This is a genomic window from Pseudomonas chaetocerotis, from assembly GCF_015712105.2.
Taxonomy (GTDB): Bacteria; Pseudomonadota; Gammaproteobacteria; order Pseudomonadales; family Pseudomonadaceae; genus Aquipseudomonas; species Aquipseudomonas chaetocerotis.
In genome coordinates this window covers 83,973-100,431 of record NZ_JACFYX020000006.1, presented here as the reverse complement: position 1 = coordinate 100,431, position 16,459 = coordinate 83,973, and the positions used below count along the sequence as shown (strand labels likewise).

The window sequence follows — 16,459 nt, the reverse complement described above, 5'->3', positions numbered from 1 at the left end:
CCAGAAAGCAAAACCCCCGGCCTGGGCCGGGGGTTCTGGTATCACTCGTCGAGGAAGGAGCGCAGATGCTCGCTTCGCGTCGGGTGGCGCAGCTTGCGCAGCGCCTTGGCTTCGATCTGACGGATACGCTCACGGGTGACATCGAACTGCTTACCCACTTCCTCTAGGGTGTGGTCGGTGTTCATGTCGATACCGAAGCGCATGCGCAGGACCTTGGCTTCACGGGCAGTGAGGCCGGCCAGCACTTCGCGAGTGGCTTCCTTGAGGCTTTCGACCGTGGCTACGTCGATCGGGGACTGCATGGTGCTGTCCTCGATGAAGTCGCCCAGGTGCGAATCTTCGTCGTCGCCAATCGGGGTTTCCATGGAGATCGGCTCTTTGGCGATCTTCAATACCTTGCGGATCTTGTCCTCGGGCATTTCCATGCGCTCACCCAGCTCTTCCGGAGTGGGCTCGCGACCCATTTCCTGGAGCATCTGACGGGAGATGCGGTTGAGCTTGTTGATGGTCTCGATCATGTGCACCGGAATACGGATGGTGCGCGCCTGGTCGGCGATCGAGCGGGTGATCGCCTGGCGAATCCACCAGGTGGCGTAGGTCGAGAACTTGTAGCCGCGACGGTATTCGAACTTGTCCACCGCCTTCATCAGGCCGATGTTGCCTTCCTGGATCAGGTCGAGGAACTGCAGACCGCGGTTGGTGTACTTCTTGGCGATGGAGATCACCAGACGCAGGTTCGCCTCGACCATTTCCTTCTTGGCGCGGCGAGCTTTCGCTTCACCGATGGACATGCGACGGTTGATGTCCTTGATCTCGGCCAGGCTCAGGCTGCACTCGGCTTCCAGGTCGGCCAGCTTCTGCTGGCAGCGCTGGATGTCGGCCTGCAGGTTGCCCAGGGCTTCGGCGTACTTGGCCTTGCCTTTGGCCAGGTCGGCAGCCCAGTCCATGTCGATTTCGTTGCCCGGGAACAGGCGCAGGAAGTCGGCACGCGGCATGCGCGCATCACGTACGCACAGCTGCATGATGGCGCGTTCTTGCGCACGCAGACGGTCAAGGGCGTCGCGCACCTGGGTGACCAGGGCGTCGTACTGCTTGGGCACCAGCTTGATCGGCATGAACAGCTCGGCCAGGGTGGCCAGCTCTTCGGTGGCCTGCTTGCTGCCACGGCCGTGCTTCTTCAGCGCCTTGAGGACTTTGTCCTGCTGCTCGGCCACGGCGGTGAAACGGCGAGCCGCCTCTTCCGGGTCCGGGCCGCCATCGCCTTCTTCTTCCTCGTCGTCGCCGCTCTCGTCTTCTTCTTCGTCGTCGCTTTCTTCAGCGGCGGCGCCTTCCTTGACGGGAACAGGGGCGGCGGCTTCGTCAGGCACGCTGCCGTCATCCGGGTCGATGTAGCCACTGAGGACTTCGGCCAGGCGGCCGCCCTCGGTGGTGACACGGGTGTACTCGGCGAGGATGCCGTCGACGGTGCCGGGGAAGTGAGCGATAGCGCTCATGACTTCGCGGATGCCTTCCTCGATGCGCTTGGCGATTTCGATCTCGCCTTCGCGGGTCAGCAGTTCCACGGTACCCATTTCGCGCATGTACATGCGCACCGGGTCAGTGGTGCGGCCGATATCGGTCTCGACGGCGGCGAGGGCTGCTGCGGCTTCTTCGGCTGCAGCCTCGTCGGTGTCGGCGTCGGCCAGCATCAGGGCGTCTGCATCCGGAGCACTCTCGTGTACCGGGATCCCCATGTCATTGATCATGCGGATGATGTCTTCCACCTGCTCAGGATCTGAAATGTCCTCAGGCAAGTGGTCGTTGACCTCTGCGTAAGTCAGATACTTCTGCTCACGACCCAGGGTGATCAACTCTTTGATACGAGATTGCTGCTGCGCTTTTACGGACATAACACCCTATCCACTGAAGGTCTTGGCGGGCTGAAAACAAGCCGAGGATTATACCTCGGTTTTGGCTTTAGGCGCCAGTTGGGGACTTGCTGCTCTGCGAGGAGGCCAGGCTGTAGTGCTCTCTGAGCAGTGTCTTTTCCTCGTCGGTGAGCTCGCTGGGGCTTTTATGAATGATGCTGCGGAGCGCCTTTTCACGTCGCCTCTGCGATTGACTGTTTGCAAGTGTAGTAATGGTGTCGAAAAACTGCTGTTCAAGGTTGTCACCCTGGATCAGCCATTCCTTCTCCGCCAGCGCCCGCAGCAGGCGACCCTGTTCGGTGCCGTGCCAGCGGGCGATCAGTTGCAGCGAACGCAGGTTGGGCGTTTTCTGCAGGGCACCGACCAAAGCCACGAGAAGCTGAGCGTAGGTGTCATCTTCGTCGGCGAAATGGCTGACATCTTCGACCTTTTGCGCCAGGTGCGGATGGTGCAGCAGCGTGCGCAGTGCGATCAGGTGCGGTGATTCGACGCTCACGGCAGTGCGCGGGGCACGTGGCGCGAAATCGCCCTTGCCCTTCTTGTTCCATTTGCCGCCGCCATCTTTTTTCCAGCTGCCCTTACTGCCTTCATTGTTGCGCTCGTAGTGCTGCTGGGGCGGTGCAGGCTGCTCGTAACCGCCGACGTCCGGCAGGTTGTCGTAGTAGGCGCTGTCGGGGATGTCGCCGTAATCCGGGTAATCGCTGCCGGACGCCTGGCCGGTCGTGCTTGGCGCGTGACTGCGCGGTGCGCTGGCGACCTGGCTCAGCGCTTCGCCGGAAAGGCCGGTGATCTCGCTCAGGCGCTGACGCATCAGCGCGCGCAGGTTGTTGCCGGGAATCTTGTCGATCAGCGGCGCGGCCAGGGTCACCAGGTGTGCCTTGCCTTCCAGTGAGCGCGGGTCGGCTTCTTCGCACAGCTGCTGGAAGAAGTAGTCGGCCAGCGGTTGCGCGTGCTGGTTGATGCGTGCGCGAAAGGCGTCGGTGCCCTCGGCGCGGACCAGGGTGTCCGGGTCTTCGCCATCGGGCAGGAACAGAAAACGTGCGCGGCGCCCGTCCTGCAGGCTCGGCAGGGTGGACTCCAGGGCGCGCCAGGCGGCGTTGCGCCCGGCAGCGTCGCCGTCGAAGCAGAACAGCACGCTGGGCACGATGCGGAACAGGCGCTTGAGGTGTTCTTCGCTGGTGGCCGTGCCCAGGGTCGCCACGGCATTGCGCAGGCCCTGCTGAGCCAGGGCGATGACGTCCATGTAGCCTTCGACCACCATGATCTCGTCGAGATCGCGGTTGTGCTTGCGTGCCTCATAGAGGCCATAGAGTTCCTGGCCCTTGTGGAACACCGGGGTTTCCGGCGAGTTGAGGTACTTGGGCTTGTCGTCGCCGAGCACGCGGCCGCCGAAGGCGATCACCCGGCCACGACTGTCGCGGATGGGGAACATGATGCGGTCGCGGAAGCGGTCGTAGCGCCTGCCGTTCTCGGCGTTCTCGATCAGCAGGCCAGCGTCGATCATGACTTTCTGCTGCAGGGCGTCGGCGCCCAGCTGCTTGAGCAGGTTGTCCCAGCCGGGCGGGGCGAAGCCGATGCCGAAGTCGCGGGCGATTTCGCCGGTCAGGCCGCGGCCCTTGAGGTAGTCCACCGCGTATTTGCGCTGTGGATGGCTTTTCAGTGCCTGGCGATAGTGCTCGGCGGCGGCATTGAGCAGCGGGTAGAGCGGTGAGTCGACTGGCTGTCTGGGTTTGTGCCCGCGACCGCTTTCTTCGCGCGGCACGTCCATGCCGGCGCGTTTGGCCAGCTCCTCGATCGCCTGGGGGAATTCCAGTTGATCGTGGTCCATGACGAAGCCGAGGGCGTTGCCGCCGGCGCCGCAGCCGAAGCAGTAGTAGAACTGCTTGTCGGGGCTGACGGTGAAGGAGGGGGTCTTTTCCTTGTGGAACGGGCAGCAGGCGCTGTAGTTCTTGCCGGTCTTCTTCAGTTGGATGCGCGAGCTCACCACATCGACGATGTCGGTGCGGTTGAGCAGGTCATCGATGAAGGATTGCGGGATCAGGCCGGCCATAGGCGCTCAGCATACTGCCCGGCGCAAGCGCGGGACAACGATGGGTAGAAAAGCAAAAACTCCGCTCACTCGCTGAAGCGCGAGGCGGAGTCTTTCAAATGCAATGCCCGACCAGAGCCGGGCATTCGAGCGTTGCGTGTACGGTATTAGTACAGGCGAACGCTGCGACGCTGTTCGCGCTGCACTTTCTTAGCGTGACGCTTAACAGCGGCAGCGGCCTTGCGCTTACGCTCAGCGGTCGGCTTTTCGTAGAATTCGCGGCTACGGACTTCAGCCAGTACGCCGGCTTTTTCGCAGGAGCGCTTGAAACGACGCAGGGCTACGTCGAAGGGTTCGTTCTCTTTAACTTTGACGGCTGGCATCCAGGTCGTACCTTCGTTAATTACCGGTGTTCAACGCGCTCCCGGCAAATGGCTCGGGTTGCGTCGGTTTTTAAGGGTTGCGGATGTTACCCCCTCGAGCCGAGGAATGCAAAGGCCTCTGATCGAAAAGCGCTGGCCGCTCCGCCGGGCGGCGCTTATCATGCGCGCCTTTGTTCCACGCGGCAAATCAAGGCTCAAGCTCCATGCTCGTACTGGGATTGGAAACCTCCTGCGATGAAACCGGTGTCGCGCTCTATGACAGTGAGCGCGGCCTGCTGGCTGACGCCCTGTTCAGCCAGATCGACCTGCATCGCGTCTACGGCGGTGTCGTGCCGGAATTGGCCTCGCGCGATCACGTCAAGCGCATGCTGCCGTTGATCCGCCAGGTGCTGGATGAGGCCGGCAAGCAGGCCGGCGACATCGACGCTCTGGCCTACACGGCAGGCCCTGGCCTGGTCGGCGCGCTGCTGGTCGGCGCGTCCTGCGCGCAGGCGCTGGCCTTTGCCTGGGGTGTACCGGCCGTCGGCGTGCACCATATGGAAGGTCACTTGCTGGCTCCGATGCTGGAAGAGCAACCGCCAGCCTTTCCGTTCGTCGCCTTGCTGGTGTCCGGTGGCCATACCCAGTTGGTGCGAGTCGATGGCATCGGTCAGTACCAGTTGCTCGGCGAGTCGCTGGACGACGCGGCCGGTGAGGCCTTCGACAAGACCGCCAAGCTGATGGGCCTGAATTATCCGGGGGGGCCGGAAATCGCCAAACTGGCCGAGCAGGGCGCACCGGGGCGTTTCGTTTTCCCCAGGCCGATGACCGATCGTCCGGGCCTGGATTTCAGCTTCAGCGGCCTCAAGACCTTTGCTCTGAATACCTGGCAGCAATGCCGCGACAACGGTGACGACCTCGACCAAGCCCGTCGCGACATCGCGCTGGCCTTCCAGCAGGCGGTGGTCGAGACTCTGACCATCAAGTGCAAACGCGCGCTCAAGCAGAGCGGGCTGAACAGCCTGGTGATCGCCGGTGGCGTGAGTGCCAACAAGGCGCTGCGCGAACATCTGGAGCGCATGCTGAGCGAGATGAAAGGCAAGGTGTTCTACGCGCGGCCACGTTTCTGCACCGACAACGGCGCGATGATCGCCTATGCCGGGTGCCAGCGTTTGCTCGCCGGGCAGCATGAGGATCTGGCGATCAAGGTGCAGGCGCGCTGGCCGATGGAGTCGTTGCCGGCGATTTAACGAGTCGAGGTTCTGTAGGCGCGGCTGCAGCCGCGATTTGCAGTCCGATCTGTTGCTTAAAAGCGCCGCTCGCGCCCGGCGAACAGGTCACGCAGGTTGTTGCGGTGGCGCCAGACGATCAGCCCGGTCAATACGCAGGCGGGCAGCAACGCCGCCGGTTGTTGCCAGGCCAGCAGCGGTAGCGTCAGCGGTGTTGCGATCAGCGAGGCCAGCGAGCTGGTGCGGGTCAGCAGGAATATCAGGGCCCATGCCGCCAGGGCGAGCAAGGCGGCTGGTGGGTAGAGGCCGAGCAGCATGCCGGCGGCAGTGGCCACGCCCTTGCCGCCACGAAAACGGAAGTACAGCGGGTAAAGATGGCCGACGACGGCTGCCAGGCCGATCCAGGCTTGTTGGTGCAGGCTGAGGCCGAGCAGTTTGGCGATCAGGATCGGTAGCAGGCCCTTGAGCAGGTCGCCGATCAGCGTCATCACGGCGAGCTTCTTGCCGGCCACGCGCAGCATGTTGGTGGCGCCGGGGTTGCCCGAGCCGCTGGCACGCGGGTCTGGCCCGCCAGCAAGTCGGCTGAGCAGGATGGCGAAGGACAACGAACCGAGCAGATAGGCAAGGATTGCCAGAAGCCAGAACATGGTGGCCATTCCAGGGCATGGGGTGGCCCGATTCTAACGAGGTGCAGCGCCCTTGTCGTGGCGCGGAGAGTGCGGGTGGACAGAGTATTTATCGAGGGCCTGGAGGTCGACACGGTGATCGGCGCCTACGATTGGGAGCGCGACATTCGTCAGTGCCTGCGTCTGGACCTGCAGATGGGCTGGGACAACCGCCCCGCCGCAGCCGGTGACGACCTCAACCTGGCGCTCGACTACGCCAGCGTGTCCACGCGCATTCAGGCCTTCGCGGCCGAGTCGCAGTTCATTCTGGTCGAGACCTTCGCCGAACGGCTGGTGCAGACGCTGATGGACGAGTTCAACATTCCCTGGATGCGTCTGAAGCTGACCAAGCCCGGCGCGGTGCCAGCCGCGCGCGGCGGCGTGGGCGTGGAGATCGAGCGCGGATGCCTCTGACACGCGTCTTTCTCGGCCTCGGCAGCAATATCGAGCGTGAGGCTCACCTCGTCGCGGGCCTCGATGCGCTGGCGGCGCTGCTCAGCGATATGCGCTGCTCGCCGGTGTTCGAGAGCCATGCCGTGGGCATCAAGAGCGGTAATTTCTTCAATCTGGTGGTGGTGGGCGAGACGGAGCTGCCGCTACTGGAGCTGGATCGCCGGCTGAAATTCATCGAAGCCGACAATGGCCGCTACGCGCCGGATCGCAAGGGTTTGCCGCTGGATATCGACGTGCTGCTGTATGGCGAGCAGGTCGGCAATTTCAACGGCCTGGTCCTGCCGCGCGCGGAAATTCTCAAGAACGCCTTCGTGCTCTGGCCCCTGGCATTGCTGGCGCCCGAGGCGTGCCATCCGGTCGATAGCCGTTCGTTCGCCGAGCTGTGGGCGTCGGCGCAGATCGATCAGCAGCTCTGGCCGGCGACCTTCCAGTGGCGTGGTGTCGAGCTGACGCCAACTGAGTTGCTACCGACGCGCCCTGCGTAGCCCCGATGAAATCCTGGTATCGGCCTCAGAGTCGTCCCGGATTGCATCCGGGCTACGGCTGCTGCAGCGGCCTGTAGGAGCCGGCTTGCCGGCGATGAGCGTTCTGCAGCGATATCGCCCGCAAGCGGTCTCCCACGAGGGGGCATGTTGCGCCTTGTAGGCTTTCAGGTCGTAGCCTGGATGAAAACCTCGACGGGTGTCTGGCCTCCCCGGATTCATCCGGGCTACGTTCTCTGCTTGTAGGCCTTGAGCGCTTGCAGGCGCTCGCGGTTGAGCGCCTCGCCCAGCTCGGCGCCCTTGAATCCCTTCTCCAGTAGCGGTTTGACCGGCACTTGCCGGGCAGCCTCGGCAGCGCCCAGCAGGTAAGCGGCCTGCGGGTAGTCGCGCTGCTCCAGGCCCAGGCGACCACGCGCATCCATCTCGCAGGCTGCGACGAATTCGGCGAAGCGCTGTGGGCGGCGAAACACGTCGAAGCGTTGCAGCAGTTCCAGCAGTGTCGAGGGGCGCAACTCCAGCGCGCGATGGCCATGGGTATGAAACTCGCCGATCAGCATTGCCAGCTCGGCGCAGTCACGGGGGGCCTTGCAGCGCTCGTTGATCGCCTGAATCAGTGGCAGGCCTTTGGGCTCGTGAGCGATATGCCGTGGCCACTCATCCTGGGGCGTCAGGCCTTTACCGACGTCATGCAGCAGGCAGGCCCAGCGCACGCTCAGCGGCTGGTCGTGCTCAGCACACTGGCGTAGCACGCTGAGCACATGCACGCCGGTATCGATTTCCGGATGGTGTGCCTGCGGTTGCGGCACCCCGAACAGGGCGTCGACTTCCGGCAGCAGGGCGGCCAGCGCGCCGCAATCGCGCAGCACCTGGACGAACACGTCCGGGCGCGGCTCCATCAGGGCGCGGGATATCTCCTTCCAGCTGCGCTCGGCGGTGAGGTGGGCCAGCTCGCCGGATTCGGCCAATTGACGCATCAGCTCGAGGGTTTCTGGCGCAACGCTGAAACCGAGCGGCGCATAGCGAGCGGCGAAGCGGGCCACGCGCAGGACGCGCAGCGGATCTTCGGCGAATGCCGGCGAAACGTGGCGCAGGATGCGGGCTTCAAGATCCTGCTGGCCGCCATAAGGGTCGATCAGGTTGCCCTGGTCGTCCTCGGCCATGGCGTTGACGGTCAGGTCGCGGCGGATCAGGTCTTGTTCCAGGGTGACGTCGGGGCTGGCGTGGAAGGTGAAGCCGCCATAGCCGCGCCCGCTCTTGCGCTCGGTGCGGGCCAGTGCGTACTCCTCGCCCGTTTTCGGGTGCAGGAACACCGGAAAGTCGGCGCCCACCGGGCGATAGCCGAGCTCGAGCATTTGCTCGGCGCTGGCGCCAACCACGACCCAGTCCACTTCACTAATGGGACGGCCGAGCAGGCGATCGCGCACGGCGCCGCCGACTGTGTAGATCTGCATGTGTGTTCCTCCACTGAGCGCAGAGGATACCGAAGATCGAGGTGAGACGCGCCGTGTGGGCCGGTATATAGGGCTAGGGCGCGATCAAGGCCGGCAGTTGGACCCGCAAGCGCTCAAATCGGCGGAATGATCAGGTCCAGCCTCGGGTATTCGCTGTCGTTCTCCGAGCTGCCGCGTGGCGGTACATGCTGCGTGGTGATCAACTGGTCGCCCTGACAGACTTCCAGGTGAATGTCGAAGCCCCACAACCGGTGCAGGTGCTTGAGCACCTCGCCGGTGGAGTCGCCCAGTGGTTTGCGGTCGTGCTGCTGATGGCGCAGGGTCAGCGAGCGGTCGCCACGGCGGTCGATGTTCCAGATCTGCACGTTGGGTTCGCGGTTGCCCAGGTTGTACTGCGCGGCGAGTAGCTCACGGATGGTGCGATAACCCGGTTCGTCATGAATGGCGGGCACCAGCAGTTCGTCCTTCTGGTCATCGTCGAGAATGCCGAACAGCTTGAAGTCGCGAATCACCTTGGGCGAGAGGAACTGCAGAATGAAGCTCTCGTCCTTGAAGCTGTTCATGGCGAACTTGAGCGTGGTCAGCCAATCGCTGCCGGCGATATCCGGGAACCAGCGTTTGTCTTCTTCGGTAGGGTTTTCGCAGATGCGGCGAATGTCGCGGTACATGGCAAAACCCAGGGCATAGGGGTTGATACCGCTGTAGTAGGGACTGTCGAACGGCGGCTGGTAGACCACGCTGGTGTGCGACTGCAGGAACTCCATCATGAAGCCGTCGGTGACCAGGCCTTCGTCGTACAGATCGTTCATCAGGGTGTAGTGCCAGAAGGTCGCCCAGCCTTCGTTCATCACCTGGGTCTGCCGCTGCGGATAGAAGTACTGGGCGATCTTGCGCACGATGCGGATTACTTCGCGCTGCCAGGGCTCCAGCAAGGGCGCGTGTTTTTCCAGAAAATAGAGGATGTTTTCCTGCGGTTCGGCGGGGAAGCGCTTGTTGTCCTTCTCGCCACCCTTGTCCGCGTTCCTGGGAATGGTGCGCCACAGGTCGTTGATCTGCTTCTGCAGGTGTTCCTCGCGTTCCTTCTGGCGCCGGCGCTCTTCCTCGGCGGAGATGGGGTAGGGGCGTTTGTAACGGTCGACGCCGTAGTTCATCAGCGCGTGGCAGGAGTCGAGCAACTCCTCCACGGCGTCGATGCCGTAGCGTTCCTCGCACTGCATGATGTACTGCTTGGCGAACACCAGGTAATCGATGATCGAGCTGGCGTCCGTCCAGGTACGGAACAGGTAGTTGCCCTTGAAGAAACTGTTGTGGCCGTAGCAGGCGTGGGCGATCACCAGCGCCTGCATGCAGATGGTGTTTTCCTCCATCAGGTAGGCGATGCAGGGGTCGGAGTTGATCACGATCTCGTAGGCCAGGCCCATCTGCCCGCGCTTGTAGCCTTTCTCGGTGGCGAGGAAATGCTTGCCGTATGACCAGTGGTGATAGCCCAACGGCATGCCGACCGAGGCGTAGGCATCCATCATCTGTTCGGCGGTGATCACTTCGATCTGGTTGGGGTAGGTGTCCAGCGCATAGCGCTCGGCGATGCGCGCGATCTCCTTGTCGTATTGGCGAATCAGGTCGAAGGTCCACTCCGAACCGGTAGACAGCGGTTGGCGTTTCTTGGCAGTAGCGCTCATGGCATTGACCTCAACTCACCAGGCGACGCTGGAACAGTTCGCGGAACACCGGGTAGATGTCTGCGGCGGACACCAGTTGCTGCTGGGCGAAGCTGTCGGCGAAGGCTTCGGCCACCTGCTCGTACTCGAACCACAGCGCCTGGTGCTCACGTGGGGTGATCTCGACGTAGGTGAAGTACTGCACGAACGGCATGATCTGGTTGATCAATATATCCCTGCATACCGGTGAGTCGTCATTCCAGTTGTCGCCGTCCGACGCCTGGGCGGCATAGATGTTCCACTCGTTGATCGGGTAGCGCTCGGCCATGACTTCCTGCATCAGCTTCAGCGCGCTGGAAACGATGGTGCCGCCGGTCTCGCGGGAGTAGAAGAACTCTTCCTCGTCGACCTCTTTTGCACTGGTGTGGTGGCGGATGAACACCACGTCGATCTTGTCGTAATTGCGCTTGAGGAACAGGTACAGGAGGATGAAGAAGCGCTTGGCCACGTCCTTGGTGGCCTGGGTCATGGAGCCGGACACGTCCATCAGGCAGAACATCACCGCCTTGGAGCTGGGGTTGGGCTGTTTGGTCAGCAGGTTGTACTTGAGGTCGAAGGTGTCGAGGAACGGCACGCGATGGATGCGCACACTGAGTCGTTCGATTTCTTCCTGAATGGCCTGTATATCGCCGAAGTTGTCCGGCTCTTCACGTCGCAGTCGCTCCAGTTCGGCCTTGGCTTCGCGCAATTTGGCGCGGCTGGAGCCTGACAGGGCGATACGCCGCGCGTGGGCCGAGCGCAGGGTGCGCACGATGTTGATGCGTGAGGGGTTGCCCTCGTTGCTGATGCCGGCGCGCACGGTCTTGAAGGTTTCCGCGCCGGTCAGGTGGCGTTTGACCAGGTTGGGCAGCTCCAGGTCCTCGAACATGAAGTCGAGAAATTCCTCCTGAGTGATCTGGAAGACGAACTCGTCCATGCCTTCGCCGGAGTTGCTCGCCTTGCCACTGCCGCGCCCACCACCGCCGCCCTGTGGTCGCGGGATGCGTTCGCCGGTGGTGAATTCCTTGTTGCCGGGGTGGACGATGGTCTGCTTGCCGCCGCGACCATGATGCAGCACCGGCTCGTCGATATCACGACCGGGAATGCTGATCTGCTCGCCGTGCTCCATGTCGGTGATGGAGCGCCGGCTGACGGCTTCCTCCACCGCCTTCTTGATGTGTTCACGGTAACGCCGAAGGAAGCGCTGGCGGTTCACCGTGCTCTTGTTCTTGCCGTTGAGGCGCCGGTCGATCACATAGCTCATGACATCTCCTTCGAACCTGTTCAGAGCCTGCTGCGCGTCGACCCTGCTGCGTTGAAAACAGGTTCGGACTGCTCATTTACAGCTCGTAAACTCTGCGTCCTCACCTGTTTTCGCCTTGCAGCGTTCTAGCTCGCGAGACTTTGAACAGGTTCTTGCCCGCACGTAAACACAGGCAGGCAGCGAATGACCCGGCACGCGGCGCGCGCCGGGTAGGGCTTACTGAGACTTGCGAACCCGCAGGTACCACTCCGACAGCAGGCGCACCTGCTTCTCGGTGTAGCCGCGCTCGACCATGCGTTTGACGAAGTCGTTGTGCTTCTGCTGATCCTCCTTGCTGCCCTTGGCGTTGAAGCTGATGACCGGGAGCAGGTCCTCGGTGTTGGAGAACATTTTCTTCTCGATCACCACGCGCAGTTTCTCGTAGCTGAGCCAGGTGGGGTTCTTGCCGTTGTTGTTGGCGCGGGCGCGCAGCACGAAGTTGACGATCTCGTTGCGGAAATCCTTCGGGTTGCTGATGCCTGCCGGCTTCTCGATCTTTTCCAGCTCCTCGTTGAGCGCCACGCGGTTGAGGATTTCGCCGGTCTCCGGGTCGCGGTACTCCTGATCCTGAATCCAGAAGTCGGCGTACAGCACATAACGGTCGAAGATGTTCTGGCCGTATTCGCTGTAGGACTCCAGGTAGGCGGTCTGGATTTCCTTGCCGATGAACTCGATGTAGCGCGGCGCCAGGTACTCCTTGATGTAGCGCAGGTAGCGCTCGCGTACCTCGGCGGGGAACTGCTCCTGCTCGATCTGCTGCTCCAGCACGTACAACAGATGCACCGGGTTGGCGGCGATTTCGTGCGGGTCGAAGTTGAATACCTTGGACAGGATCTTGAAGGCGAAGCGGGTCGACAGGCCGTTCATGCCCTCATCGACACCCGCGCTGTCGCGGTACTCCTGGATCGACTTGGCTTTCGGGTCGGTGTCCTTGAGATTCTCGCCGTCGTAGACGCGCATCTTCGAATAGATGTTGGAGTTCTCCGGTTCCTTCAGGCGCGACAGGGTGGAGAACTGGGCAAGCATCTTCAGGGTGTCCGGCGCGCAATGGGCCTTGGCCAGCGAACTGTTGATCAGCAGCTTGTCGTAGATCTTGATCTCGTCGGTCACGCGCAGGCAGTACGGCACCTTGACGATATAGATACGGTCGATGAAAGCCTCATTGTTCTTGTTGTTACGGAAGCTGTGCCACTCGGACTCGTTGGAGTGGGCCAGCAGGATGCCGCTGTAGGGAATCGCGCCGAGGCCTTCGGTGCTGTTGTAGTTGCCTTCCTGGGTGGCGGTCAGCAGCGGGTGCAGCACCTTGATCGGCGCCTTGAACATCTCGACGAACTCCATCAGGCCCTGGTTGGCCCGGCACAGCGCGCCCGAGTAGCTGTAGGCGTCGGCGTCGTTCTGCGGGAATTCTTCCAGCTTGCGGATATCCACCTTGCCGACCAGAGCGGAGATGTCCTGGTTGTTCTCGTCACCGGGTTCGGTCTTGGCCACGGCGATCTGGTTGAGGATCGACGGGTACAGTTTGACCACGCGGAACTGGCTGATGTCGCCGCCGAACTCCTGTAGGCGCTTGGTGGCCCAGGGCGACATGATCGAGTTGAGGTAGCGCCGTGGAATGCCGTAATCCTCTTCGAGGATGGCGCCATCCTCGGTGGCGTTGAACAGCCCCAGGGGCGACTCGAATACCGGCGAGCCCTTGATGGCGTAGAAGGGCACCTTTTCCATCAGCTGCTTGAGCTTCTCGGCCAGCGAAGATTTACCGCCGCCTACCGGGCCCAGCAGATAGAGGATCTGCTTCTTCTCTTCCAGGCCCTGAGCCGCATGGCGGAAGTAGGAGACGATCTGGTCGATGCACTCTTCCATGCCATGGAAGTCGGCGAAGGCCGGATAACGGCGGATGACTTTGTTGGAGAAGATGCGTGACAGGCGCGAGTCGCTGGAGGTGTCCAGCAGTTCCGGCTCACCAATGGCCATCAGCAGACGCTCGGCCGCAGTGGCGTAAGCGCTGCGATCCTGTTTGCACAGTTCGAGGTACTCCTGCAGCGAGTACTCCTCCTGGCGGGTCGCCTCGAAACGTTGTTGGAAGTGACTGAAAATGCTCATGACTTCACCTCGCTCGATGCTGAAAGCTGGCTCGGGATCGGTCGTGCGTGCAGGTGCTGGGTAACCCCGGCTCAGAGACAAGTCGGGAAGAATCCCCCAAAACCTAAAAGTCGTTACCGATGGCCCGATGCCGGTTGGCCGGCTCTACCTTGAGTGGGATGGCCTGAGTAACAGAATAGTTCGTTCTGCCGAGGGTCAAGGGCTGGGTAACGATAACTGAATGTTACCGTACGTCGGGAAGTGGCGGCAGGCCAGAGCGGACGCGGCTTGCCGCCTGAAGAAATTTATTCTTCGCTGCTTTGCGCCGTTTCGCTTGGGTACGTGGCGTGCCACAGCTCGAAACCGCCGTCGAGGCTGTACACCTCGGAGAAGCCCTGGCCGACCAGGTAGGCCGCTGCCCCCTGGCTGGAGTTGCCGTGGTAGCAGGACACGATCAACGGCGCGTCGAGGTCGGCGTGGGTGATGAAATCATGCAGGGAGTGGTTGTCCAGGTGACGCGAGCCACTGATATGGCCATTGGCAAAGCTCTGCGGGTCACGGATGTCGACCACGACGGCGCCCTTGCTGCGCAGCTCCTGCGCCTGTTGTGGAGAAATGCGTTTGAACTCGCTCATGTTCGTTGCCTTCGAGTGATTCGTGGGGCGCCTCTGGCGCTTATTCCTTGGGACAGGTGCAGCGGTGAAGTGCTCCGCTGTCGACATCGAGCAAGGTCATCGCACCGCCCCAGACGCAGCCGGTATCCAGCGCGTAGAGGCCGGGCTCCGTGCAGTTGCCTTCCAGCGCTGCCCAGTGACCGAAGATGATCTTCTCACCGCGCATCTTGCGCTGCGGGTGGCTGAACCAGGGTGCGAAGCCGGGTGGGGCGCTGCCAACACCTTCCTTGCTCTTCAGATCCAGCGTGCCATCGGCCTTGCAGAAGCGCATGCGGGTGAAATAGTTGGTGATCACCCGCAGGCGGGTCACGCCGTGCAGTTCCTTGTTCCATTTGGCCGGTTCGTTACCGTACATGCCGTCGAGAAACAGCGGTAGACGGGCATCGTCACGCAACGCTTCTTCGACCTCGGCTGCGCGGCGCAGCGCCTTGCTCAGCGTCCATTGTGGAGGGATGCCGGCATGTACCAGGGTTACCTTGCGCTCGGCGTCGTGGTGCACCAGCTTCTGCATGCGCAGCCAGTCGAGCAGGTCGTTACGATCCGGCGCATCGAGAACCTCGCTCAGGGTGTCGCCCTTTTTCAATCGCTCGATATTGTGCGCTGCGGCCAGCAGATGCAGGTCATGGTTGCCCAGTACACAGGTGATCGCATGACGAATGGAGTAGAGAAAACGCAGGGTTTCCAGCGACTGCGGGCCGCGATTGACCAGATCGCCGACCAGCCACAGCTGGTCTTGCGCCGGATCGAAAGACACTTGCTCAAGCAGACACTTGAGCGGTTTCAGGCAACCCTGCAGGTCACCGACGGCATACACCGCCATCAGTGAAGTGCCCCCGGTACGGCCAGGCGAAACGGAGCGATGATCGCATCGAAGCGTTTACCGTCCTCGGCGAGCATCTGGTAGCTGCCTTGCATGGTGCCGACCTGCGTCGCCATGACCGTTCCGCTGCTGTAGGTGTGGCTGGCGCCAGGTTCGATATGCGGCTGCTGGCCGATCACTCCGGCGCCACGCACCTCCTGCACACGGCCATCGCCGTCGGTGATGATCCAGTGACGGGACAGCAACTGAGCCGGTAGCTCGCCGTTATTGGCGATGGTCACGGTGTAGGAGAACGCGTAGCGGTTCTGCTCCGGCTGCGATTGGGCTGCCAGGTAGCGGGTGGTGACGCTGACGTCGATCTGATAACGAGGGTCGGACATGCGCGTGATCCGTTTAGCGTGATTGCAGTTTAGTCCTGCTCGGCCAAAGGCTGCAGGGCCAGCTGGTCGGCCAGGCGGACGAAGGCGGCCAGATCCAGCTGCTCGGGGCGCAGGCTGCCGTCGACGCCTGCCGCTTCGATGGCCTCGGCCGGCAGCAACTGCTTGAGCGTGTTGCGCAGCGTCTTGCGGCGCTGGTTGAAGGCTTCACGCACGACGCGTTCGAGCAGGCGATGGTCCTTGGCCGGGTGCGGCAGGGTTTCATGCGGTACCAGGCGAACGATGGCCGAATCGACCTTGGGTGGCGGGTTGAAGGCGCCGGGGCCAACGTTGAACAGATGCTCCACGCGGCAGTGGTACTGCACCATGATCGACAGGCGGCCCCAATCGCCACCACCTGGGCCGGCGGCCATGCGCTCGACCACTTCCTTCTGCAGCATGAAATGCATGTCGCGAATCAGTGGCGCGTTGTCCAGCAGATGGAAAATCAGCGGCGTGGAGATGTTGTAGGGCAGGTTGCCGACCACGCGCAGGCTGCGTGGCGCCGCTTCGAGGCGGGCGAAGTCGAATTTCAGTGCGTCGCCCTGATTCAGGCGAAAGCGCGGATTGTCACCGAACTTGCCTTGCAGGATAGGGATCAGGTCGAGGTCGAGCTCGATCACGTCGAGCTGCGCGCCGCTGCCGAGCAAACCCTCGGTAATGGCACCCTGGCCTGGGCCGATTTCCAGCAGGCGCTCGTCCTCCTTGGCGCGAATGGCGCGCAGGATACGGTCGATCACCCCGGCATCATGCAGGAAGTTCTGGCCGAAGCGCTTGCGCGCGCGGTGTTGGTATTCGGACATGGCGACAGCTCCAAGTCTCAAGCTGCAAGCATCAAGCAGGCGCCGAGAGCGATAAGGCAAAGTCACGCAGTTTAACAGCGAAAGATGCT

Annotated in this window: 15 protein-coding genes; 3 read left to right on the top strand and 12 right to left on the bottom strand. The window is 62.3% G+C overall.

Annotation, left to right across the window (positions count from 1 at the left end):
* Window positions 1-41: 41 nt before the first annotated feature.
* The 3 genes from rpoD to rpsU all read right to left on the bottom strand — a co-directional run bounded on the left by rpoD (window position 42) and on the right by rpsU (window position 4,319).
* Window positions 42-1,889 (bottom strand): RNA polymerase sigma factor RpoD, encoded by a 1,848-nt coding sequence (gene rpoD, locus H3221_RS12245; protein ID WP_196474700.1) that lies wholly within the window; start codon window positions 1,887-1,889, stop codon window positions 42-44.
* Between the two features lie 67 nt (window positions 1,890-1,956).
* Window positions 1,957-3,957, bottom strand: coding sequence for a DNA primase (gene dnaG, locus H3221_RS12240; RefSeq protein ID WP_196474699.1), 2,001 nt, complete (start codon window positions 3,955-3,957; stop codon window positions 1,957-1,959).
* Between the two features lie 146 nt (window positions 3,958-4,103).
* Window positions 4,104-4,319 carry a 30S ribosomal protein S21 gene (gene rpsU, locus H3221_RS12235; RefSeq protein ID WP_003290642.1) on the bottom strand — a complete coding sequence of 72 codons (216 nt, stop codon included), beginning with the start codon at window positions 4,317-4,319 and terminating at the stop codon, window positions 4,104-4,106.
* A 203-nt stretch (window positions 4,320-4,522) separates the two neighbouring features.
* Here rpsU and tsaD point away from each other — a divergent pair, with 203 nt between their 5' ends.
* Window positions 4,523-5,548, top strand: coding sequence for a tRNA (adenosine(37)-N6)-threonylcarbamoyltransferase complex transferase subunit TsaD (tsaD, locus tag H3221_RS12230; protein WP_196474698.1), 1,026 nt, complete (start codon window positions 4,523-4,525; stop codon window positions 5,546-5,548).
* 56 nt (window positions 5,549-5,604) lie between these two features.
* Here tsaD and plsY read toward each other — a convergent pair whose 3' ends face one another.
* On the bottom strand, window positions 5,605-6,174 hold the full coding sequence (gene plsY / locus H3221_RS12225; RefSeq protein WP_196474697.1) for a glycerol-3-phosphate 1-O-acyltransferase PlsY: 570 nt from the start codon (window positions 6,172-6,174) through the stop codon (window positions 5,605-5,607).
* 75 nt (window positions 6,175-6,249) lie between these two features.
* On the opposite strand from plsY, the gene folB reads away from it, so the two are divergent.
* Both folB and folK read left to right on the top strand, forming a co-directional pair.
* Window positions 6,250-6,606 (top strand): dihydroneopterin aldolase, encoded by a 357-nt coding sequence (folB, locus tag H3221_RS12220; RefSeq protein ID WP_160019936.1) that lies wholly within the window; start codon window positions 6,250-6,252, stop codon window positions 6,604-6,606.
* The gene (gene folK / locus H3221_RS12215) at window positions 6,597-7,130 is read left to right on the top strand and encodes a 2-amino-4-hydroxy-6-hydroxymethyldihydropteridine diphosphokinase (RefSeq protein WP_196474696.1); all 534 of its coding nucleotides are present in this window, start codon (window positions 6,597-6,599) and stop codon (window positions 7,128-7,130) included. Before folB ends, folK begins: the two co-directional genes overlap by 10 nt.
* Window positions 7,131-7,354: 224 nt before the next feature.
* Here the strand turns inward: folK and H3221_RS12210 are convergent, their stop codons facing one another.
* From H3221_RS12210 to rsmA, 8 genes are all read right to left on the bottom strand, one after another.
* Window positions 7,355-8,578, bottom strand: a complete 1,224-nt coding sequence (locus H3221_RS12210) for a multifunctional CCA addition/repair protein (RefSeq protein ID WP_196474695.1) — start codon at window positions 8,576-8,578, stop codon at window positions 7,355-7,357.
* A 113-nt stretch (window positions 8,579-8,691) separates the two neighbouring features.
* Window positions 8,692-10,257, bottom strand: a complete 1,566-nt coding sequence (locus H3221_RS12205) for a SpoVR family protein (protein WP_192982861.1) — start codon at window positions 10,255-10,257, stop codon at window positions 8,692-8,694.
* 10 nt (window positions 10,258-10,267) lie between these two features.
* Window positions 10,268-11,539, bottom strand: coding sequence for a YeaH/YhbH family protein (locus tag H3221_RS12200; protein WP_192982864.1), 1,272 nt, complete (start codon window positions 11,537-11,539; stop codon window positions 10,268-10,270).
* A 216-nt stretch (window positions 11,540-11,755) separates the two neighbouring features.
* Window positions 11,756-13,678 (bottom strand): PrkA family serine protein kinase, encoded by a 1,923-nt coding sequence (locus tag H3221_RS12195; RefSeq protein ID WP_196474694.1) that lies wholly within the window; start codon window positions 13,676-13,678, stop codon window positions 11,756-11,758.
* Window positions 13,679-13,962: 284 nt separating this feature from the next.
* Window positions 13,963-14,292, bottom strand: a complete 330-nt coding sequence (gene glpE, locus H3221_RS12190) for a thiosulfate sulfurtransferase GlpE (RefSeq protein WP_196474693.1) — start codon at window positions 14,290-14,292, stop codon at window positions 13,963-13,965.
* Between the two features lie 40 nt (window positions 14,293-14,332).
* Window positions 14,333-15,151, bottom strand: coding sequence for a symmetrical bis(5'-nucleosyl)-tetraphosphatase (locus H3221_RS12185; RefSeq protein ID WP_196474692.1), 819 nt, complete (start codon window positions 15,149-15,151; stop codon window positions 14,333-14,335).
* Window positions 15,151-15,531 carry a Co2+/Mg2+ efflux protein ApaG gene (gene apaG / locus H3221_RS12180; RefSeq protein WP_196474691.1) on the bottom strand — a complete coding sequence of 127 codons (381 nt, stop codon included), beginning with the start codon at window positions 15,529-15,531 and terminating at the stop codon, window positions 15,151-15,153. Before apaG ends, H3221_RS12185 begins: the two co-directional genes overlap by 1 nt.
* A 29-nt stretch (window positions 15,532-15,560) precedes the next feature.
* A complete protein-coding gene (gene rsmA, locus H3221_RS12175; RefSeq protein WP_196474690.1) occupies window positions 15,561-16,370 on the bottom strand; it encodes a 16S rRNA (adenine(1518)-N(6)/adenine(1519)-N(6))-dimethyltransferase RsmA in 810 nt (269 codons plus the stop codon).
* Window positions 16,371-16,459: the final 89 nt, after the last annotated feature.